Consider the following 20,465-nt stretch of genomic DNA (forward strand, 5'->3'; position numbering starts at 1 on the left):
TCCCCATCCTCGCCGCCGGCCTCCTCCTCGCCGCGGTGGCCTTCCTCCTGGGCCCGTCGCGCTACAAGGCCGAGTCGTCCCTCATCCTGACCGCGCCGCCGAGCGGCGGCACGCTCTCCATGGACCCGACCAAGCCGGTCGGCCTGACCAACCCGCTGCTCCAGTACAACGACGGGCTGCGGACCGTGGCGGGCATCCTGATCGTCGCGATCAACAGCAAGGAGGAGATGGGCAAGCTGGGCGTACGGGAGAACGACGGCACCGAGGTCGTGATCGACGACGGACGGTCCAACTCCGACCTGCTCGGCGTCGTGACGCTCGGCCCGTTCCTGCACGTCAAGGTCGAGAGCGGCGAGCCGGGGACCGCCCAGCGCATCCTGGAGCGGGCGCACCAGCGCCTGCGCGAGGAGCTGATCGCCTACCAGACCAAGCTCGGCGCGCCCAAGACCACGTTCATCGCGATCAACACCGTCGCCCTGCTGCCGCCCGAGTACGACGGCGCCCGGCGGACGCAGCTCGCCGTGGGCGTGCTGGTCGCCACGTTGTTCCTCGGCCTCGCCGGCGCGTACGGGGTGGTGGTGCGGGGGCTCTTCCCCCGCCGCCCGCCGGCCGGGACCGCGAAGGCGGACGACGACGCGCCCGAGGAGGCCGAGGTGGCGGCGGGGACGCCCGCCAAGGAACACTCCGCCAACGGCCAGGTTCCCGCCGGCACCCCGCTGAACAGCGTCGCCGACGACGAGGACGTTCCTGACGGACAGGCCGCGCCGAACCCGCATCGTTAGGGCGTCCGGCCGGCGATCTCCGTGCAGCGCCTGATGGCCGCCTGCCGCACGTCGTCGGGGGTGCCGGACTTGGAGGAGATCAGCATGCCGATCGCGCCGGGGCCCAGCCGTCCGGCGAAGTCGAGTGCGGTCGCCAGGTCCATCGGCGACTCGTCCGGGTTCTTGTGGCAGATCGAGGTGTCCGAGGGCGGGCGGCCCTCCGTGGCGCTGAGCACCTCGTCCACGAAGACGCCGTAGAGCATGAACTCCGACACGTGCAGCCGCGAGCCGAAGGCGTCGATCCAGTGCCGCCCGGTGGTCTCCCGCAACCTGTCCTGAAGGGCGCGTACGACGGCCGGCCGCCAGAAGGTCAGCGGGCTCATGTAGTCGGGCAGCGGCGGCTCGGGCGGCGGCGGAAGCCGGAGCAGCTCGCGGGCGACGCGATGCCACAGGACGTGCCGGGTCATGAGGGGATGGACGCCGTCCTCCAGCCGGTGCAGCAGCACGCGGCCGTCGATCAGGGCGCGCTCGGCGGTGACCGGCCGGACCAGCACCACGTCGGAGTCGGCCACCAGGACCACGTCGGTGTCCATGGCCGCGGTGGCGGCGAGCTTGACGATCTGCTGCATCACCCAGCCGCGTACCGGGGGCCAGGGCCGCAGCACGTTGACCCACAGGCCCTTCCGCGGCACCTTGACGTACCGGCCGGGCAGCAGGCTCTCCACCGTCCGGACCCGGCAGCGCGGCCCCTCGTACGCCCGGAACAGCCCGAGGTCGGCCGCCGGGACGACCACGTGGTGGACCGTGTCGTCGGGGGTGCACTCCAGCACCGAACGGTGCAGGTCGGCGAACTGCCCGGCATCGGGTCCGTAGCTCGGGGTCACGACCGAGAGCGTCCTCATGGTCGGCCCTCCGGCGCGCGGCACTCTTCCACGGCTCACCTTTCGTGGACGGCTGTGTCGGCCCACCGTCTATCGACGCGCGACTTTGGCACGTTACAGGTGAGGGGTAACACCATCCGCGTTCCTGGCGATTGCCTGGATATCGGGGGAAACCTGTCTGGGGGCTGTGTTGGACTTCTGGAAAGCGATCACCGTCCTCCTGCGCCGCTGGTACGTGGCACTCCCCGCCCTGCTGCTGACCCTCACGCTCGCCTACGGCGTATACGCCACGATCCCGACGCAGTACTCCTCGACCTCGCTCCTGGTGCTCACGGTGCCGACCAGCGGCTCCTACCGGCCGGCGCGGCCCACCGAGCCGAACCCGCTGGTCAACCCCATGCTGAACTTCGACGGCGGTCTCAACATGACGGCCTCGGTGCTGGTCCAGATACTCAACGGGCCCGAGGTGGCCGGGCAGCTCGGCGTGCGGCCCGACTCCACGACCAGCTACAAGGTCAACAACGGCCACCCCAACCCCGAGCTGCTCATCAGCGCGCCCTTCGTGGTCATCGAGGGCACCAGCCGCTCGCCCCAGGACGCCAAGGCGCTGGTCGAGCGGGTGGCCGAGCGGGCGAAGGTCGAGCTGAAGCGGCGGCAGCAGGTCCTGAACGCCCCGCCGGAGACGTACATCAACCTGACCGAGATGGTCGCGCCCACCGAACCCCAGGGACAGCGCGGCGGCAAGACCCGTACGGCCGCCGCCGTGTTCGCGCTGGGCGTCATGGCGGCGCTGGGCTCGTCGTTCGCCGCCGAGAGCATCATGGACGGGCTGCGGAGGCGGCGGGAGGAGGGGCCGCCCGACGACGCGGGAACGTCCGCCCCGGACAAGGAAGCGGTGTTGCGGCCTTGAACGTCGCCCCTCGTCCCGTGGGAGCCGTGCGCAGCGCCGACGGCGCCACCCTGTGCGCGATCTTCGTGGTGGTCCTCATGCTGGTGCCGGCCCGCCAGGTGATCGGCGGGTTGCCGTTCGACCTCACCTACGCCGAGGCCGTCGGGCTGTTCGCCGCCGTGTGGTGGTTCTGCGCCCACCTGACCAGCACGCTCGGCGCGGCCAAGGGCCCGTCGCCGGTCAGGTACGGGATCTACTTCTACGTGCTGGCCTTCCTGATCACCTACGGCTACACCGCGGCCGGCTACCTGCCCTCCTACGAGCTGGAGCTGTCCGACCACATCCTGGTGATCACGGTGGGCATCGTCGGCATGTCGCTGCTCGCCGTGGACGGCGTGTCCGGCCGCGACCGCCTCGACCTGGTGCTGAAGACGCTCGTCGTCGCCGGTGCCGTCATGGGCGTGATCGGCGGGATCCAGTTCCTGCTGTCGTTCGACATCACCCAGTACATGCAGGTCCCCGGCGCCCGGCTGCGCGCGGTCGAGGAGACGATCCTGCAGCGCAACGGGGTCAACAGGGTGGCCTCGACGGCCGGGCACCCCATCGAGTTCGGGGTCGTGTCGGCGATGGTGCTGCCGGTGGCGCTGCACTACGCCTACGACGCCTGGGAGCGCAGGGTGCCCGCGCTGCGCTGGTGGATCCTGTGCTCGCTGGTCGCCTGTGGCATGGCGTTCTCGGCCTCGCGCTCGACGGTGCTGGGCCTCGCGTCCTCGGGCGCGATCCTGCTGGTGGGCTGGAACAACGCCAGGCGGCTCAGGGCGGCGGCCGGGCTGGTCGGGTTCCTCGTCCTGCTGCGGCTGTTCGTCCCCGGGCTGCTCGGGGCGATCTTCGGGTTGTTCACCAACCTGGACAACGACGAGAGCCTGCGCTGGCGGACCAACGACTACTCGACCGCGGTCTCCGAGTTCGCCCGGCATCCCCTGCTCGGGCGGGGGAACGGCACCTGGTTCCCGCCGCACCACCCGGTCTTCGACAACCAGTACCTGCTGACCGGCGTGCAGGGCGGGGTGTTGGGGCTGCTGGCGTTCGTCGGGCTCTTCCTGATCGGGATGTGGGCGGCGATGCGGGCCAGGAGGATCAGCGCGGACGTGCGCGCCAAGGACCTCGGGCTGACGTTGACGGCGTGCCTGGCCGTGCCGCTGATCGGCTGCGCCACGTTCGACCTCAACTCCTTCAGCACCGCCAACTCGCTGGCCTTCCTGCTGATCGGCCTGGCCGGCGCGCTGCTGCGGGCGGTACGCCGGGAGGTCACGCCCCCAGGCGCCGCCGTGCCTCCTTCCACGAGCCGGCTGCCAGATCCCGCGCGCTGATCGCGGTGACCGGCAGCGGCCAGGCGATGTCCAGGTCGGGGTCGTCGTAGCGCACCGAGACGTCCTCGGACGGGTCGTGCTCCCGGTCGATGCGGTAGCAGACGTCGGCCTCGGTGAGCGCCTGGTAGCCGTGCAGGAGGCCGGGGGGCACGTACAAGTGGGTGAAGGCACGGTCGTCGAGCACCACCGTCATCCGCTCGCCGAAGGTGGGCGAGCCGGGACGCGCGTCGACCAGCACGTCGTGGACGGCCCCGCGCGCGCACCTGACGAGTTTGGCCTCGCCGCGCCCCGACCTGCCGTGCAGGGCCCTGATCCCGCCGGCGACCGTGCGCGACTGGCTGTCCTGGATGAAGGCGGCCGGGTCCAGCCCGTGCTCCCTGGCGATCGCGGCGTCGAACGTCCTGGTGAACAGGCCGCGATCGTCGAGGTGAGGGGTGGGGACGAACAGCAGGGTCCCGGCCAGCGCGCCGCGCTCGACTCTCATGAAGCCATCCTGACCTCTGACGACTCTGGCATCCAGTGTGTAACGGAGAATGCCCTCCTCCGATGACAAAAAGGAAGGACTGGCGGCGCGGGTCAAGTGGCGTCAAGCCCGAGGAGGGTGAGGGCATCCTGGTGGACCACTCCCCGTACGAAGTCGTCCCACGCGCCCGTGTCGGGGCCGTCGAGGTCATGGCCCTGACCGAGACCGAGGTCGCCGGCCTGGTCACTCAGGGCTGGCGGGACGGCCGCGGCGGCTCGATCGTCACCGCGAACGTGGACATCGTCAGGGCCGCCACCCGTGATCCCGGGCTCGCCGCGCTCGTGGCGGAGGCCGAACTGGTCGTGGCCGACGGCATGCCCGTCGTGTGGGCCGCCAGGCTGGCGGGCCTGGCCCTGCCGGACCGCGTCACCGGCGCCTCGCTGGTCTTCACCCTCAGCGAGAGCGCCGCGCGCGAAGGACGCTCGGTGTTCCTGCTGGGCGGCGAACCCGGCGTGGCGCGGACGGCGGGCGAGGTGCTCGCCGGACGCTGCCCCGGACTGCGGGTGGCCGGCTCGTCCTCGCCGCCCTTCGGCTTCGAGCGCGAGCCGGGCGGCATGGAGGAGGTCGTGCGGGAGGTCCGCGCGGCGGCGCCCGACCTGGTCCTGGTGGGGCTCGGCTTCCCCAAGCAGGAACGGGTCATGGCCGCGCTCCGCCCCGAACTGCCGCGCGCCTGGTACCTGGGCTGCGGGGCGGGCATCCCGATGGCCGCCGGGCACTTCAGGCGGGCCCCCCGCGCCATGCAGCGCGCGGGCGGCGAATGGATCTTCCGGCTCGCGCTGGAGCCCCGCCGCCTGGTGCGCCGATACCTGCGCGACGACCTGCCCTTCGCGCTCAGGCTGCTGGCCGGGACCGCGTGGCGGCGCCTGACCGCAGACCACCGTCCCTGACCGTCCAGAGATTGGTTTCCGCAGATGAGCGTGCCCGGGCTTGCCGTCGTCATCGTCACCTACAACAGCGGCGAGATCATCGAGGAGTGCCTGGCCAGCCTGGAGCCCGCGCTGCGCGGGGCGGGAGCCGCCAGGACGATCGTGGTGGACAACGACTCGGCCGACGACACGGTGGATCGGGTGCTCGCCGCCGGGCCGCGCGTCGAGTTGGTCAGGACGGGCCGCAACGGAGGGTTCGCGGCCGGCGTGAACGCGGGCATCACCGCCGCCCCCGGCTGTGACGTCCTCGTGCTGAACGCCGACATCAGGCTCGGACCGGGCTCGGTGCGCCTGCTGCGCGAGCGGCTGGGCCGGGCGGGCGCGGGCATCGCGGTGCCTCGGCTGACGGACGCGGACGGCACGCTCCAGCTGTCGCTGCGCCGTCGTCCGACCGTGCTCAGGGCGCTCGGCGAGGCCCTGCTCGGCGGGCTCAGAGCAGGCAGGTACGCGCCGCTCGGCGAACTGGTCGTGGACCCTCGCCGCTACGACAGCCCGGGCAGCCCCGACTGGGCGACCGGCGCGGCCTGGCTGATCTCCCGAGCCTGCCTGGACGCCGTGGGCCTGCTCGACGAGCGGTACTTCCTGTACTCCGAGGAGACCGAGTACATGTTGCGCGCCCGCGACCACGGGTTCGCCATCGCCTACGAACCGCGGGCGCACGCCGTCCACCTCGGCGGCGAGCAGGCCAACTCCAGCCCGCTGTGGACGCTGGCCGCGCTCAACCGCGTCCGCCTGCACCGCGAGCGGCACGGGCGGCCCCGGGCCCAGCTCATGAGGCTGGCTGTCGCGCTGAACGAGGCGCTGCGCGCGGCTCGCCGGGGCAGCCGGGACGGCGAGCGCCATCTGCGCGCCCTGCGCGAGCTGGCCACGATGACCGAATGGCCCGCGCCGCCCGGGACGGGCCGGGCGGCGCGGCCGCAGCCGCCGCCCTACGTCTGCTTCTCCGCCCAGGACTGGTGGTACCACAACAGGGCGCACTCCGACTTCCAGCTCATGCGCCACCTCGCCGGCTCGCGCCGGGTCCTGATCGTCAACAGCATCGGCATGCGCATGCCGGTGCCCGGACGGACGACGTTCCCGGCCAGGCGCATCGTCAGGAAGCTGCGCAGCGTGGCCAAGTTCGTCCGGCGGGTGGGGCCGCGCCTGTGGGTGATGTCGCCGCTTCCCGTCCCCCTCTACAACAGTCGGCAGGGCCGGGCGCTGAACGCCTGGCTGATCAGGACGCAGGTGCGGGCGGTCTGCGCCTGGCTCGGGCTGCGCCGCCCGGTGATCGTGGTGACGATCCCGACCGCCTGGGACGCGGTGCGCCCGATGAGCCGCCGCGCCCTGGTGTTCAACCGCTCCGACCGCCACTCGGCCTTCCCGGAGTCGGACGCCGCCACGATCCAGGCGCTGGAACGCCGCCTGCTGGAACGTGCCGACCACGTGGTCTACGCGGGCCGCGGCCTGATGTGCGAGGAGTCGTCGCTGACCGGGGACCGCGCCCACTTCCTCGACCACGGCGTGGACCTGGAGCACTTCACCCGGGTGCCGCCCGGGAGTCAGCCGCCGGATCTGCTGGCCGTCCCGGGGCCGCGCGTCGGCTTCTTCGGCGCGCTCGACGACTTCGTGGTCGACTTCGCGCTGCTCGAACGGGTTGCCACGGAGCTGCCGGACGTCTCGCTCGTGCTGGTCGGCGACGCGACGGGCGACGTCGAGCGGCTGACCAAGTACCCCAACGTGCACTGGCTCGGATTCCGGCCGTACTCGGTGATCCCGGCGTACGGGTCGGGGTTCGACGTGGCGATCATGCCGTGGCTGGACAACGAGTGGATCAGGCACGCCAATCCGATCAAGCTGAAGGAGTACCTGGCGCTCGGCCTGCCGGTGGTCAGCACCGCGTTCGACGAGCTGGTCCACTACGCCGGCCGGGTCAGGGTGGCGCGTACGCCCGAGGACTTCATCACGGCGATCAAGGTGAGCCTGGTCGAGGGCGCGCCGAGCCCGCCTGCGGCGTTACGCGCCTCGCTGGCCGGCAAGACGTGGGCCGCGCGGGCCGCGGACCTGGCGGCGCTGGTCGAGCGGACGCCGCCCGCCTAGGCGGGCGCCCGGGGGAGGAGGCGCTGTGAAGCTGCTGACATTGTCCAAGGCCGGAGCGGTCGTGACGGCCGCCGCGGTGGCGCTGGCCGGCTGGACCTGGCTGCGCGGCCACCCGGCGAGCCCGGCTCCGAGGTCGATGACGGCGGCGTCGATGTCCATGCGCGCCCTGCCCTGGGAGGGTGGCCCGGCGGCCTACGCCGGATGGCCCGCGGCGGTGGGCGCCGGCTGGACGCGCCCGTCCTTCTTCCCCGTCGGGCTCTGGTTCGCCGCCGTCCGCCGGGGTGAGCAGGTCGCCGCGGACCGGGCCATGGGGATCAACACCTACGTCGAGCTCACCGGCGACAGCCGTCCCGGCCTGCTGCGGAAGGCGGGCATGAGCGCGCTGACCGCCCGGCGGCTGCCCGGCTCGGGCGCGGAGACGGTGGGGTGGACGCTGGCCGACAAGGCCGACGTGTGGGCGGGCATCGGCGACGCCCGCTGGACCGGCTCGGTGGGCGCGACACCGCCGCCGTGCAGGCCCGAGCTCCTGGCCTGCGGCTACACCGTCCTGCGCACGCTCGACGGCAGGCTGCCGCACGACTCTCGTCCGCGCTACGCCACGTTCGGCAAGGGAGTGGCCCTGTGGGCGACCGACCCGCAGGGGGCCAGGTTCGTCGACGACTACGCCGGCATCGCCGGGGTGGACGTCTCCTGGTACGGCGATCCGAACATCTGTGCCGAGGCCGCCCGCTGGCGGCAACTGCCGTCCGGCCGGTGCCGCCGGGCCGCGAACTACGGCGCGACCGTGGACCGGGTGCGGGAGCTGGACGCCGCCGACGGCCGCCGCAAGCCCGTCTTCTCGGTCATCGCGCTTGCCGGGCTGACGCCGCCGCAGGTGGGCGGAGCCGTGATGAGCTCGCTGATCCACGGCGCCCGCGGCATCGTCTACGACGCTCACGCCGCGGGCCCGGCGTGCCGGAGCGAGAACGTGCTGCGCAGCGCCTGCGGCCAGGCGCTCAGGAAGGCGGTGACCGAGGTCGATGGCCAGATCGACCGCCTGGCTCCCGTGCTGAACACGCAGTCCTACGCCTATGACTTCGCGCCGGACCTGGACACGATGGTCAAGGCGTACGACGGCTCCTACTACCTGTTCGCCATGCTCGCGGGCGGCAGATCGCCCGGGACGTACACGCTCACCGTGCCCGCGAACCTGTCGAAGAGCGGCCGGATCGAGGACTATCTGACGAACCGTCCCATCGCGGCCGACCAGGAGGGCCGGTTCACCGCCACGTTCGACGCGGAGCACGTCTACCACGTCTATCGCATCAGGCCCTAGCTGGGAGGAACATGGCTTTCCGCAAGGTACCAAGGTGGGCGTTCGTGCTGCCGGTGATCGTCGTGCTGTTCTGCGCGGGGTGGCTCGTCACGCGGCCGGAACCGAAGCCCGGCCACCCCGGCCTGTCCCGCATCCCCTGGGAGGGCGGCCCGGCCTACTACGCCGGGTTCGGCGCCCCGGCGAAGGCGGGCTGGACCGATCCGGCGTTCTTCCCGATCGGCGTCTGGTTCGAGTCCGTGGTCGAGGAACATGACGTACGGCTGGACAAGGAGGCCGGGCTCAACACCTACGTCGAGCTGACCGCCAACAGCAGGATGGACCTGGTCCGCTCCTCGGGCATGTACGCCATCACCAGCAAGCCGCTGCCCGGCGCGGGCGCCGAGACGGTGGGCTGGATGATCGCCGACGAGCCCGACATGTTCGCCGGCCCCGGGGACGGCGTCTGGAGCGGCAAGTACGGCGGGGAAGGGCAGGTGTGCCTGCCGGACAAGCCGCCCTGCGGCTACACGGCGATGCGCACGCTCAAGGACAGGCTCCCCAAGGGGGACGGCCGCCTGCACTACGCCAACTACGGCAAGGGCATCGCCATGTGGGAGTCCGACCAGGAGGCGACCCGGTTCGTCAACGGCTACACCGACGTCATGTCCACCGACGTCTACTGGTACACCGACACCGGCATCTGCCCGGAGGCGGAGAACTTCATCAAGCTCCCGAGGGACCGCTGCCCGCGCGCCGCCAACTACGGGCGGGTCGTCGACCGCGGCCGGCAGCTCGACGCCCTGGACGGCCGCAGGCAGCCCGTCTACGCGTTCGTGGAACTCGGCTGGCCCGGCTCGAACGGCCGGCGGGCCATCACCCCCGACGAGATCGCCGGAGCCGTCATGAGCTCCCTCATCCATGAGGCCCGCGGCGTCATCTACTTCAACCACAGCTTCGGCGGCCCCTGCGCCAGCCAGCACGTGCTGCGGGAGCCGTGCGCCAAGGAGACCAGGGCGGCCGTCACCGAGCTGAACCGCAGGATCACCGGCCTGGCGCCGGTGCTCAACACCCAGTCGTACGCCCACTCCTTCAGCCCGAGGCTCGACACCATGCTCAAGGAGAAGGACGGCTCCTTCTACGTCTTCGCCATGACCAAGGAGGACGCCGCGCCCGGCGAGTACGCGCTGCGACTGCCCGGCACCCTCGCCGGGGCGCGGAACGTGGAGGTGATGTTCGAGAACCGCCGCCTTCCGGTACGCGGCGGCTCCTTCACCGACGCGTTCGCGCGGGCCGACTCCTACCACGTCTACCGGATCACGCCGTGACCGCGCCGGTGGAGGTGGGCCTGGTCGGGGCGGGTCCGTGGGCGCGGATCTTCCACGCGCCCACGTTCGCGGCGGGCCCCGAGACCAGGCTCGCCGGAGTGTGGAGCAGGAGCCGCCCGGCCGCCGAACGCCTGGCGGCAGAGTACGGGGTGCCGGCCTTCGGCTCGTACGAGGAACTGCTCGGGCGGTGCGCGGGGGTCGTGTTCGCGGTGCCGCCCGACGTCCAGGCCGCGCTTGCGGTGCGGGCGGCCCGCGCGGGCCGTGCCCTGCTGCTGGAGAAGCCGATCGCGTTGTCGGTGGCCGACGCCGAGGCGCTGGCGCAGGCCGTGACGGCCGCGGGCGTGGCCACGCAGATCGTCCTCACCCACCGGTACCGGCCGGTCATCCGCGACTTCCTGGCGCGGCTGCGCGACTTCCCCGTGTTCGGGGCGCGCGGCTGCCAGCTCACCGGCGAGTTCCTGGACGGGACGTACGACGACAGCCCGTGGCGGGCGACGGCGGGGGTGCTCTACAACACCGGGCCGCACGGGCTCGACCTGCTCGACGCCGCGCTGGGGCGGATCGAGGAGGTCAGGAGCATGAGCAACAAGGACGGCCTGCTCGCGCTGACCTGCCGGCACGAGAACGACGCCGTCAGCCAGCTCACGATCTGCGGCCGGGTGCCGCCGCGCCGCCGCAGCCACTACGAGCTGTACGGCCCCCGCGGCACGCTGACCCTCGACTTCGACCGGCTCCCGGAGGATTCGGGGGCGACCAGGGCGAACCTGCGGGCGGAGTTCGCGCATGCCGTGCGCACCGGCGAGCCGCACCCCATCGACGTGCATCGCGGCCTGCACCTGCAGCGGCTGCTGGCGCAGGCCGAACCGTCCTAGGGCGCGCCCGCCGCCGCCTCCGGAGCCGCGTCCGGCGGGACGGGGTCGGGCCTGTGCCGGCGCAGCCGGAGGGCGGGGGCCTCGACCAGGCGCCAGCTCAGCGCGGCGAACGGCAGCACGACGCAGGCCGTGGCCGTCAGCACCAGCCAGGGCGTACGGACGCCGAGCTGTACCAGCACCTGCTGGACGGGGAAGGCCAGCAGGTAGGCGCCGTAGGACAGATCGTAGGAGCCGGTGGGCCGGTGCAGCGCCGCCGGCGAGCGGAAGGCGACGAAGAAGGTCGCGCAGGTGATGGCGGCGATGGCGCACAGGTTGGCCGCGGGCGTGCCCCACGACAACCACCAGGCCACCAGCGCGGCCGGGGTCAGCCACGCGGGCGGCACCCAGCGCAGCTCCCTGACCAGCATGCCGAGGGCGAAGAACGCCAGCGGCTGCGCGGCGAAGGCCGAGACGACCAGCGGGATCAGGGGGCCGCTGTAGCCGGTGAGGTGGATGACCGTGGTGACGGCGAGGGTGACCGCCACCAGCCCGGCCAGCACCGTACGGCGCCGCAGCAGTCCCAGCGCTCCCATGACGGCCACGCCCGCGTAGCACAGGACCTCGACCCAGATCGTCCACAACGAGCCGTTGACCGCGCCTGGATAGGGCAGCCCCTCGAAGACGCCGGGCAGCGCGTAGCTCACCGGCTGGACGAGCAGCCCCCGGGCGACGTAGGTCCACGCGCCCGGTCCCGAGAAGTACCCGGCCGCGGGCAGCGTGCTCACCAGGGGCCCGAGCAGCAGCGCGGTCAGGACGATGACCAGCGCGTACGCGGGGTAGATGCGCAGGGCCCGGCGCAGCGTGTAGCGGGCGGGCGACGGGTCGGCCAGCCAGCTCGCGCTGATCAGGTAGCCGCTGATGAGGAAGAAGACGCCGACGCCGATGCCGCCGGCGCCGATCCCGCTGGCCGGGGTGAGCGGCGTGCCGTGCCCGGAGAGCACCCAGCTGTGCTCGACGACGACGGCGAACGCGCCGAGCAGCCGCAGCAGGTTGAAGGCGTTGGCCCGGGAGGAGCCGGGACCTGTGCGTAACGCGCTTGCTCCGGCCACTCAGCAGCCCCCTGGGGAGTACTCCGACGCGTCCGGAGATGTATCGATCCAGCGCGGAGCCGCGTTACCGGACGTATCTGGCGCAATGTGGACAGCCCGCGGCGTGCCGGGGCGCGAGGCGCCGGTGCACCGGCCGCTTGGCCGCCGCCGGCGGGTGGCCGGGGGCCAGCGACGAGTCGCTGGTGAGGATGGCCAGCTCCAGGCGGCGCAGCTCCTGGGAGGGTTCGAGGCCGAGGTCGGCGGCGAGGATGCGCCTGCCCTCCCGGTAGACCTCCAGGGCGTCGCTCTGCCGGCCGGTCCGGTAGAGCGCGATCATGAGCTGGCCCCGGAACTTCTCCCGCAGGGGATGCTCGCGTACGAGGTCGGACAGCTCGGCCACCAGGTCGGCGTGCCTGCGCAGGCGCAGATCTGCCTCGATCCGGTCGACCAGCGCGCCGAGGCGCTGCTCCTCCAGCCGCGTGGCCTGGTGGTGGAGGAGGGAGATGTCGCTCAGGCCGGACAGGGCCGGGCCGCGCCACATGGCCAGGGCGCTCCTGATCAGGTCGCCGCCCTTTGGATCGTTCCCGGACTGGATCAAGGTCCGGCCTCTGCGCACCAGGTCCTCGAAGCGTAAGGCGTCCACCGCCTCGCGCGGCACGTCGAGCCGGTAACCGGTGGAGCGGTGGATGATCGGCGCCCGGTCGCCCAGCGTGTGGCGCAGCCGGTGGAGTTGCAGGCGCAGGCGCCGGGCTCCGGCCTCGCCCGCGCCGCTGCCCCACAGGGCGTCGATCAGCACGTCGCTGCGAGCGACGGTGCCGTGGTGACAGAGCAGCAGGGCCAGCAGGGTGCGTTGCTGGATCGAACGGAGGGATAAGTCATGCTCCCCGTCGGTCACTTCCAACGTTCCGAGGATGCCGAACTGCATGGGTCCCCCCTGCAAGTGCCCGACTTTTCTAGACGGCAAGCATATGGGGGTTTCCTGAGGGGCGGGAGCCGTATGGGAGGAAATTGGGCTGAAACTCAACTGAAACTCAGTGATCTCACACTCAATGCTGGTCGTTGGTGTCTATAGCGACTTGGAAGCATTCGGGGGACTTGCCCGAATGGGGGGGATCGTGGTGTTTTCACTCTGGCGTCGGCGCGCTCTGGCCGCGGCCGGTGGTTTCGTGCTCGTCTCTTCTCTTACGGCCGGTGCCGACGGACGTGGACAGGATCATGCGCACGCCGCACCTGTACGCGCCGACGTGCAGCGGGCCAAGGCGGCCAAACTCGGTCCGCTGCCCAGAACCAGGCAGGGGACCGTTCCCGTCAAGCGCTCCACCACGGTCGCCAGGTCGGCCGCCGCGCTCGCGGCAGCCGCCGACGACAAGGTCGGCCTGCGCGTGCTCGTCGTCGCCGTGGACCAGGACGACTGGGGCATCGCGACCTGGCGGGCCACCCTCGACCGGGTCGGCGCCCAGTACGACGTGCTGCTCAGCAAGACCCAGGCGCTCACCGCGGCCGACCTGGTACGCCCGGACGGCGTCGGCAAGTACAACGCCGTCCTGCTGACCAACAACTCGCTGCTCTACTACGACGGCTCCAGCTATCTCAGCGGCCTCGACGCCACCGAATGGAACGTTCTATGGGCGTACGAGCGGGACTACGGCGTCCGTCAGGCCTCGCTCTACACCGCCTACGGCACCTGGCCCGAGGACTACTGCCTGCGCGCGGGCAGTGAGGGCGGTGTCGCGAGCACGCCCATCGGCACCCAGCTCACCACGGCGGGCGCCGGCGTGTTCGACTACCTGAAGACCGGCGTGAACGTGCCGATCTCGCTGTCGTACGTCTACCGCAGCACGGTCGCGCCCGGTTGCGCCGCCGACGTGGTCATGACCAGCGGCTCCGACGTGCTCGGCGTACGCAGCACCTCCGGCGACGGCCGCGAGCGCATGGCGCTGACGTTCACCTCCAACCAGTACCTGCCGCAGGCCGACCTGCTCACCTTCGGGCTGTTCCGCTGGGCCACCCGCGGCCTCTACCTGGGCGAGCAGCGCCACTACCTCAACGCCGACGTCGACGACTACTTCAACTCCACCGATCACCTCTACCCGGACGGCCACGTCGAGTCCAACCCTGGCTACCGCATGACCAGGGCCGACGCGATCAGCACGTACAACCAGCAGGTGGCCTTCACCGGCGCCAACCCGCTCGCCTCGGGCTTCAAGCTGAACCTCGCCTACAACGGCGAGGGCGCCGACCCGACCGCGCCCTCCACGTGCTCGACCCCGCCGCTCTTCAAGGACGCCCTGACCAGCTACTCGCGCTGCCGCGCCGGGGCCTTCTCGTGGATCAACCACACGTTCACGCATCCGAAGCTGAACTTCACGGACTACGCGACGAGCTACGCCGAGATCCAGGACAACCTCACCAGGGCCACCGCGATCGGCCTGACCGTGGACGGGACCGTGCTCAAGACCGGCGAGTACTCCGGTCTCGGCGTCTACAACCCCGACGTCAACAACGACATCGACCCGCCCACCGACTACGGCCTGGCCGCCTCCAACGCGGCCATGTTGCAGGCCGCCAAAGACCTGGGCGTGAAGTACCTGCACGGCAACATGTCGTTCGGCAGCCACCAGCCGTCCTGCTTCAACTGCGGCATCTACCACCCGCTCCAGCCCACGCTGATGGTGGTGCCCGACTGGCCGACCAACATCGCCTACCACAGCACGGCACCCGCCGAGGAGACGCTGTTCTACAACTCCTACTACGGGCCCGGCGGGAAGTTCCCGTACTGGCCGGTGGACCAGACCTACAGCCAGATCCTGGACCACGAGAGTGACGTGGCCATGCAGCACGTCATGTCGGGTTCGATCTACGCCCACACCTTCCACCAGGGCAATCTGCGGGACTACGGCTCGTCCAAGAACCTCGTCTTCGACTGGCTGAACGCGGTCATGGCCAAGTACAACGGCTACTACAACGTCCCGCTCCTCACGCCGGCCTGGGGTTCTCTCGCCCAGTACGTCGAGAACCGCACCAAGCACTTCGCCGGGCTGTCCGGAGTGAGCGCGGTCTATGACAGGACGGCGGGCACGGTCACCTTCGAGTCCGCCGCCGACGCGTCCGTCTTCGCCACCAACGCAGCCGCCCCCGGCGCGACGGCGTACGGCACCGACTCCATCGCCCTCCTGACGCTCACCGCCGGCGTCCCCGTCACGGTCACCGCGGGCGTGCGACCGTGAAGGTGACGCTGGTCTCCGAGGGGACCTACCCGTTCGCCATGGGCGGGGTGAGCGTCTGGATGGACCAGCTCATCAGGGGCATGCCCGACTACCGGTGGGACGTCGTGACCATGACGGTCGACGGCAAGGAGCGGCCGGTCTGGGATCGGCCGGCCAACCTGGAGCAGGTCATCTCCGTCCCGCTCTGGGGCAGGACCCGCAGGCGCTCGTCCAAGCCGCCGGGGCCCGGCTTCAGCGACGCGTACGGCCGCTTCCTGGAGATGGTGCTGACCCCGGCCGTCATGGGCGACGGCGGCGCGGAGTTCCTGGCGGTGCTGGAGCAGATCTACCGGTTCGCGGCCGAGGGCGGCGACCTCATCGGCGCCCTCACCGCCAACGAGTCGTTGTCGCAGCTCATGGACGCCTGGTACTGGAACAGGACCGACGGGCTCACCCTCGCCGACGCCATCGTGGCGGGGAACCTCATGGGCCACATGTTGCGCCCGCTGTCGGAGCCGCCGCCGCGCACGGACCTGATGCACGTCGCCATGAACGGGCTCAGCATGCTCATGGCGATGACCGCCAAATGGCGGTACGGCACCCCGATCGTGCTCTCCGAACACGGCGTCTACCTGCGGGAACGCTACCTCCAGTACGTCAACGAGCCGGTCTCGCACGCCGTGCGGGTCTTACTGCTCAGCTTCTTCCGCCGCCTGGCGGGGGCGGCGTACGTGGCGGCCGACCGCATCGCGCCGCACTCGACGTACAACCGGCGCTGGCAGGTTCACAACGGCGCCGACCCGGCCCGCATCCGGGTGATGTACAACGGCGTGGACCCGGCCGACTTCCCGGTGGCCACCTCCGACCCGCCCCAGCCCACGATCGTGTTCATGGGCCGGGTCGACCCGCTGAAGGACCTGCACACGCTGATCCGCGCGTTCGACATCGTCCGGGACAAGGTCCCGGGCGCCCGGCTGCGGATCTTCGGAGGCGTCCCGAAGGGCAACGAGAGCTACCAGGAGAGCTGCCTCGACCTCATCGACGAGCTCGGCCTGGAAGGCTCGGCGGTGCTGGAGGGCCGGGTCGCGACCCAGGTGGACGCCTACCACGCGGGCCAGGTCGTGGCCCTGACCAGCATCTCCGAGGGCTTCCCCTACACCGTCGTCGAGGCCATGGCCTGTGGCAGGCCGTGCGTCGTGACCAACGTCGGCGGGGTGGCCGAGGCGGTGGGCGACACCGGGTTCGTGGTGCCGCCCCGCGACCACGCGGCCGCCGCCGACGCCATGGTGCGGCTGCTGCACGACGCCGAGCTGCGCCGCAGGCTCGGCGCGCTGGCCAGGCAGCGGGTGCTGAGCCGCTTCACGCTCCGGCAGTCGCTCGACGACTACCGCGCGGTCTATCGCGAGCTCGTCGGGGCGCGCGCGTGACCGCGGTGGAGCCCTCCCGCTCGATCGACGACCTCATCGAGCCCATGGGCACCGGGGTCTTCCGCGCCGTCGAACCCCTCCAGGTCGCGGCCATGCTGGAGTCCCAAGGGCTGAACGACAAGATCGCCCGCGAGCAGTACGGCCACGCCGACATCTTCGCCCTGGCCGAGACCGCCTACTTCCACGTCAAGGCGATGAACCGTCCGCAGGCGCGCACCCGCACGCCGCTCAAGCGGGCCAGGCCGGCCGCCCAGATGTTGCACGGCCTGCTCTACGCCCTGCCGGCGGCCCTGCTCCCGGCCGCCTCCGGCCTGGTGGGCAGCCAGTGGCTGATGCCCGGCCTGGTGCTGACCACGGGCTTCGGCTGGATCGTCGGCAGCGCCGCGGCCCACCTGGGCTATTCGCTGATCGCCCAGGGACACCCGCGCTCGGCCGGCCGCGTGCTGCGCAGCGGCCTGCTCGTGGGCGTGCTGGCCGCCGCCTTCATGGCGGGCACCGTCGCCATCTCGCGCGACGGGCCGGTCATGCTGGTCGCCCTGTGCGTCATGCAGATGGCCTTCCAGATCGCCTCGGGGATCCTGCTGTTCTACCGGCGGGAGGGCTGGCTCGGCCTGATGATGGCGCCGGCCGCGGTCGCGGGCCTGGCCTACATCGTCATCGGCGACCGCTGGGTGGGGCTGCTGACGATCTGGGTGGGCCTGATGTGCATCGTGGCCACCGTGGCGGGCGCGCTCAGGCTCACGCTCACCCGCGGCCCCGACGACGCCGCCGAGCCGCCGCTGCGCACGCTCGTCGAGGCGAACGCCCGCGCCCTGGCGCCCTCGCTCGTCTACGCCCTGTTGAGCGCGGTGTTCCTGCTCCAGGCCGAGGGCCGGTACGTGCTCGAACGGGCCGACATCGCGGTCGCCGGCGCCGGGCTCGTCGTCGGCATGGGGATCCTGGAGTACCGGGCCCACTCCTTCGAGGACGACGTCCGGGCCGCGATCGGGGAGGTGCGCTATCCGGCCGACTTCACCCGCCGCGGCCGGTGGCTGCTGGCCAAGGGCCTGTTCGTCTGCCTCGCCGCGCTCGCCGTCCTGTCGGTGCTGCCGCTGGGATTCCTCTACGCGACCGGCGACCTGACCGAGGCGAGCGTCGCCATGGCCGTCGCCCACGTCGTCATCGGCGGCGCCTACTTCGTCGCCTTCCTGCTCGCCAACCAGGCCAAAGTGATCCATCTGTGCATCGCCCAGGCGGTGGCGCTCGCCGTACACCCCCTGGGCCGCCTCTTCCTGCCCGCCGGGCACACCGCGCTGGCCGACGTCCTGCTCTTCGCGGCCGCCGCGTCGCTGTTCCTCGTGATCCTGACCGTCCTGATGAGCCTCGGGCTCAGGGACGTCAGGCAGTACAGCTGATCCTTCACACCAGGAGACCACTGTGCACGTCGTCATACTCGCGGGCGGCAAAGGAGTCCGCCTGCGCCCGTACACCTCCGCGCTGCCCAAACCGCTGGTGCCGATCGGCGAGGAGTACGCCATCCTCGACATCATCCTGCAGCAGCTGACCGCCCAGGGTTTCACCGCGGCCACGCTCGCGGTCGGGCACCTGAGCCCGCTGATCCGGGCGTTCGTGGGCGACGGCTCCCGATGGGGGATGGAGGTCGACTACACCGAGGAGGTCAAGCCGCTGTCCACGATCGGGCCGCTGTTCCCGATCAGGGACCGGCTGCCCGAGCAGTTCCTCGTCATGAACGGCGACGTGCTCACCACGCTCAACTACGCCGACCTGCTGAACCGGCACATCGAGACCGGCGCGCCGCTCACCGTGGCGACCTCTCCCCGCGTGGTCAAGATCGACTTCGGCGTGCTGGAGACCCAGGGCGGCCAGATCGTCGGCTTCCGCGAGAAGCCGCTGCTCAGCTACCTCGTGAGCATGGGCGTCTACGCCCTGTCCCGCTCGACGATCGAGCACTATCCCGAGGGCATGCCGTTCGGCTTCGACGAGCTGGTGCTCGAACTGCTGGCGCGCGGCACCCCGCCCGGCGTGTACGAGTTCGAGGGCTACTGGCTCGACATCGGGCGGCCCGACGACTACGACGAGGCCAACGCCCGGTTCGACGAGATCCGGCCGTTGTTGTTGCCGGCCAGGGACCCGGTGCGATGACCACCATCGTGCTCTTCGGCGCCACCGGCTTCCTCGGCCGCCAGGTCAGGGAGCTGCTGGCCGGCGATCCCCGGCCCGCACAGCTCGTCTGCCCGGGCCGTGCCGACCTCGACCTGCTGTCGGCGGACCCCGGCACGGTGGCGGCGTTCCTGCGCGAGGTGGCCCCCTCGGTCGTGCTCAACTGCGTGGGCCGCATGTCCGGCGGCCACGCGGAGCTGTTCCGTGGCAACGCGGGGGTGACTGCCCTCCTGCTGGAGGCCATGGCCGTCGCCGCGCCGCGCGCCCGGTTCGTCCGGCTCGGCTCGGCCGCCGAGTACGGCCCCGTGCCCTACGGCCACGTCCAGCACGAGGAGGACCCGGCCAGGCCGATCACCGCGTACGGCATCAGCCACCTGGCGGGGACGCTCCTCGTCGAGCGGACCCGCGAGATCGACGGCCTGTCATTGCGCGTCTTCAACCCGGTCGGGCCGGGCATCTCCGCCGACAACGTGCTCGGCCGGGCCAGGGAGCTCATGCGCGCCGGCCGCGCCGACCTCGGGCCGCTGGGCGCGATGCGCGACTTCGTGGACGTCAGGGACGTGGCCGACGCAGTGGTCCGCGCCGCGTTCGTCGCCGAGCCCGCCGAACGGGTGATCAACGTCGGCAGCGGGAGGGCGGTCGCCGTGCGGGAGGCGGTCAAGCTGCTGGCCGAGGTCTGCGGGTTCACCGGGGAGATCCGCGAGAGCGCCCCCGTCTCCGGCAGGGCCGGCGCCGCCCCGTGGAGCCGCGCCGACGTCGGCAGGGCCTGGGACGTGCTGGGCTGGCGGCCCTCGATCCCGCTCGCCGACTCGATCAAGGCGATGGCATGAACGTCCTCCTGGCGGGCGCGCTGCTGATGTCGCTGACGGACGTGCGGTCGTTCACGTACGTCCTGCAGGACTACCCCGCGGGCCGCCTCGACACCGTCGCCCGCGCCCCCCACCAGCTCGCCATCGTGGACCTGTCGCGCGACGGCACCACGAAGGGCTACTTCCGGCCCGCCGAGATCGCCCGGGTGCGCGCGAGCGGCAAGAAGGTGCTGGCCTACTTCGAGATCGGCTCCATCGAGACCTTCCGCACCGAGTACCGCGGGCTGCCGAGGGACCTCGTCCTCAACGTCTGGCCCGACTGGCCGGACGAGCGTTTCGTGCGCTACTGGGACCGCCGCTGGTGGGACGTCGTGGTCAAGCCCCGCGTGGATCAGGCGCTGCGCGCCGGGTTCGACGGCGTCTACCTCGACACGCCGCTCGCGTACGAGGAGATCGACCTCAAACGGGTGCCCGGCGAGAGCCGCGCGACCCTGGCCAGGAAGATGAGCGACCTGATCGTCCAGATCAGCGGGTACGCGAAGAAGGTCCGTCCCGGCTTCTTCATCGTCCCCCAGAACTCTCCCGAGCTACGGCTCCAGCCCGGGTACGTCCGGGCCATCGACGGCATCGGCATGGAGGAGCTGTTCGTCAAGGCCACCGACAAACCCTGCGTCGAGGACTGGTGCCGGGAGAACCTGGCGCACGCCCTCGCCCTGCGCAAGCTCGGCAAGGCCGTGCTCGCCACCGACTACGCGCGCAGACCGGCCGGCATCGCCGCCGCCTGCGCCGCCTACCACCGCTACGGCATAGCGGGGAACGTCACCACGGTCGAACTCGACCGCGTGTCTCCGTCCTGTTCAAAGAGAGGATCGTGAA

At 71.5% G+C, this 20,465-nt stretch carries 18 protein-coding genes; 14 read left to right on the forward strand and 4 right to left on the reverse strand.

Annotation, left to right across the window (positions count from 1 at the left end; genetic code table 11):
* Positions 1-35 precede the first annotated feature (35 nt).
* Complete coding sequence (locus AB0J71_RS41795; protein ID WP_364419659.1) at positions 36-782, forward strand: hypothetical protein; 747 nt, start codon at positions 36-38, stop codon at positions 780-782.
* Here the strand turns inward: AB0J71_RS41795 and AB0J71_RS41800 are convergent.
* Positions 779-1,663: a DUF6492 family protein gene (locus AB0J71_RS41800; protein WP_364419661.1), complete on the reverse strand. Its 885-nt coding sequence runs from the start codon at positions 1,661-1,663 to the stop codon at positions 779-781. The two genes, AB0J71_RS41795 and AB0J71_RS41800, sit on opposite strands and share 4 nt — an antisense overlap.
* A 169-nt stretch (positions 1,664-1,832) precedes the next feature.
* On the opposite strand from AB0J71_RS41800, the gene AB0J71_RS41805 reads away from it, so the two are divergent.
* Positions 1,833-2,552, forward strand: coding sequence for a hypothetical protein (locus tag AB0J71_RS41805; protein WP_352322247.1), 720 nt, complete (start codon positions 1,833-1,835; stop codon positions 2,550-2,552).
* Positions 2,549-3,901 (forward strand): O-antigen ligase family protein, encoded by a 1,353-nt coding sequence (locus AB0J71_RS41810; protein WP_364388448.1) that lies wholly within the window; start codon positions 2,549-2,551, stop codon positions 3,899-3,901. Before AB0J71_RS41805 ends, AB0J71_RS41810 begins: the two co-directional genes overlap by 4 nt.
* Here AB0J71_RS41810 and rfbC read toward each other — a convergent pair.
* Entirely contained in the window at positions 3,840-4,385 is a 546-nt protein-coding gene (gene rfbC / locus AB0J71_RS41815; protein ID WP_352322251.1) for a dTDP-4-dehydrorhamnose 3,5-epimerase, read from the reverse strand. The two genes, AB0J71_RS41810 and rfbC, sit on opposite strands and share 62 nt — an antisense overlap.
* A 62-nt stretch (positions 4,386-4,447) precedes the next feature.
* Between rfbC and AB0J71_RS41820 the strand changes: the two genes are divergently transcribed.
* Genes AB0J71_RS41820 through AB0J71_RS41840 form a run of 5 tightly spaced genes read left to right on the forward strand, consistent with a single transcriptional unit; the run spans position 4,448 to position 10,920 of the window.
* Positions 4,448-5,311 (forward strand): WecB/TagA/CpsF family glycosyltransferase, encoded by an 864-nt coding sequence (locus AB0J71_RS41820; RefSeq protein ID WP_352322252.1) that lies wholly within the window; start codon positions 4,448-4,450, stop codon positions 5,309-5,311.
* Positions 5,312-5,335: 24 nt separating this feature from the next.
* Positions 5,336-7,429 (forward strand): glycosyltransferase, encoded by a 2,094-nt coding sequence (locus AB0J71_RS41825; RefSeq protein WP_364419663.1) that lies wholly within the window; start codon positions 5,336-5,338, stop codon positions 7,427-7,429.
* Positions 7,430-7,454: 25 nt separating this feature from the next.
* Positions 7,455-8,744 carry a hypothetical protein gene (locus AB0J71_RS41830; protein WP_352322464.1) on the forward strand — a complete coding sequence of 430 codons (1,290 nt, stop codon included), beginning with the start codon at positions 7,455-7,457 and terminating at the stop codon, positions 8,742-8,744.
* Between the two features lie 11 nt (positions 8,745-8,755).
* Positions 8,756-10,048 (forward strand): hypothetical protein, encoded by a 1,293-nt coding sequence (locus AB0J71_RS41835; RefSeq protein WP_364419665.1) that lies wholly within the window; start codon positions 8,756-8,758, stop codon positions 10,046-10,048.
* Positions 10,045-10,920, forward strand: a complete 876-nt coding sequence (locus AB0J71_RS41840) for a Gfo/Idh/MocA family oxidoreductase (protein WP_352322466.1) — start codon at positions 10,045-10,047, stop codon at positions 10,918-10,920. Before AB0J71_RS41835 ends, AB0J71_RS41840 begins: the two co-directional genes overlap by 4 nt.
* Here the strand turns inward: AB0J71_RS41840 and AB0J71_RS41845 are convergent.
* A complete protein-coding gene (locus tag AB0J71_RS41845) occupies positions 10,917-12,008 on the reverse strand; it encodes an acyltransferase (RefSeq protein ID WP_352322467.1) in 1,092 nt (363 codons plus the stop codon). The two genes, AB0J71_RS41840 and AB0J71_RS41845, sit on opposite strands and share 4 nt — an antisense overlap.
* Before the next feature lie 64 nt (positions 12,009-12,072).
* Positions 12,073-12,882: an AfsR/SARP family transcriptional regulator gene (locus tag AB0J71_RS41850; protein WP_352322498.1), complete on the reverse strand. Its 810-nt coding sequence runs from the start codon at positions 12,880-12,882 to the stop codon at positions 12,073-12,075.
* Positions 12,883-13,231: 349 nt separating this feature from the next.
* Between AB0J71_RS41850 and AB0J71_RS41855 the strand changes: the two genes are divergently transcribed.
* From AB0J71_RS41855 to AB0J71_RS41880, 6 genes are read left to right on the forward strand one after another with little or no spacing between them, the layout of a single operon-like run.
* Positions 13,232-15,214 carry a hypothetical protein gene (locus tag AB0J71_RS41855; RefSeq protein ID WP_352322468.1) on the forward strand — a complete coding sequence of 661 codons (1,983 nt, stop codon included), beginning with the start codon at positions 13,232-13,234 and terminating at the stop codon, positions 15,212-15,214.
* Positions 15,211-16,620, forward strand: coding sequence for a GT4 family glycosyltransferase PelF (gene pelF / locus AB0J71_RS41860; RefSeq protein WP_352322469.1), 1,410 nt, complete (start codon positions 15,211-15,213; stop codon positions 16,618-16,620). The genes AB0J71_RS41855 and pelF overlap by 4 nt, the downstream gene beginning before the upstream one ends.
* Positions 16,617-18,014 carry a hypothetical protein gene (locus tag AB0J71_RS41865; RefSeq protein ID WP_352322470.1) on the forward strand — a complete coding sequence of 466 codons (1,398 nt, stop codon included), beginning with the start codon at positions 16,617-16,619 and terminating at the stop codon, positions 18,012-18,014. Before pelF ends, AB0J71_RS41865 begins: the two co-directional genes overlap by 4 nt.
* Before the next feature lie 22 nt (positions 18,015-18,036).
* A complete protein-coding gene (locus AB0J71_RS41870; RefSeq protein ID WP_352322471.1) occupies positions 18,037-18,762 on the forward strand; it encodes a sugar phosphate nucleotidyltransferase in 726 nt (241 codons plus the stop codon).
* Positions 18,759-19,610, forward strand: coding sequence for an NAD(P)-dependent oxidoreductase (locus AB0J71_RS41875; RefSeq protein WP_352322472.1), 852 nt, complete (start codon positions 18,759-18,761; stop codon positions 19,608-19,610). The genes AB0J71_RS41870 and AB0J71_RS41875 overlap by 4 nt, the downstream gene beginning before the upstream one ends.
* On the forward strand, positions 19,607-20,464 hold the full coding sequence (locus tag AB0J71_RS41880) for an endo alpha-1,4 polygalactosaminidase (RefSeq protein WP_352322473.1): 858 nt from the start codon (positions 19,607-19,609) through the stop codon (positions 20,462-20,464). Before AB0J71_RS41875 ends, AB0J71_RS41880 begins: the two co-directional genes overlap by 4 nt.
* Position 20,465 lies beyond the last annotated feature (1 nt).

It is taken from the genome of Nonomuraea sp. NPDC049637, assembly GCF_040675235.1.
Taxonomy (GTDB): Bacteria; Actinomycetota; Actinomycetes; order Streptosporangiales; family Streptosporangiaceae; genus Nonomuraea.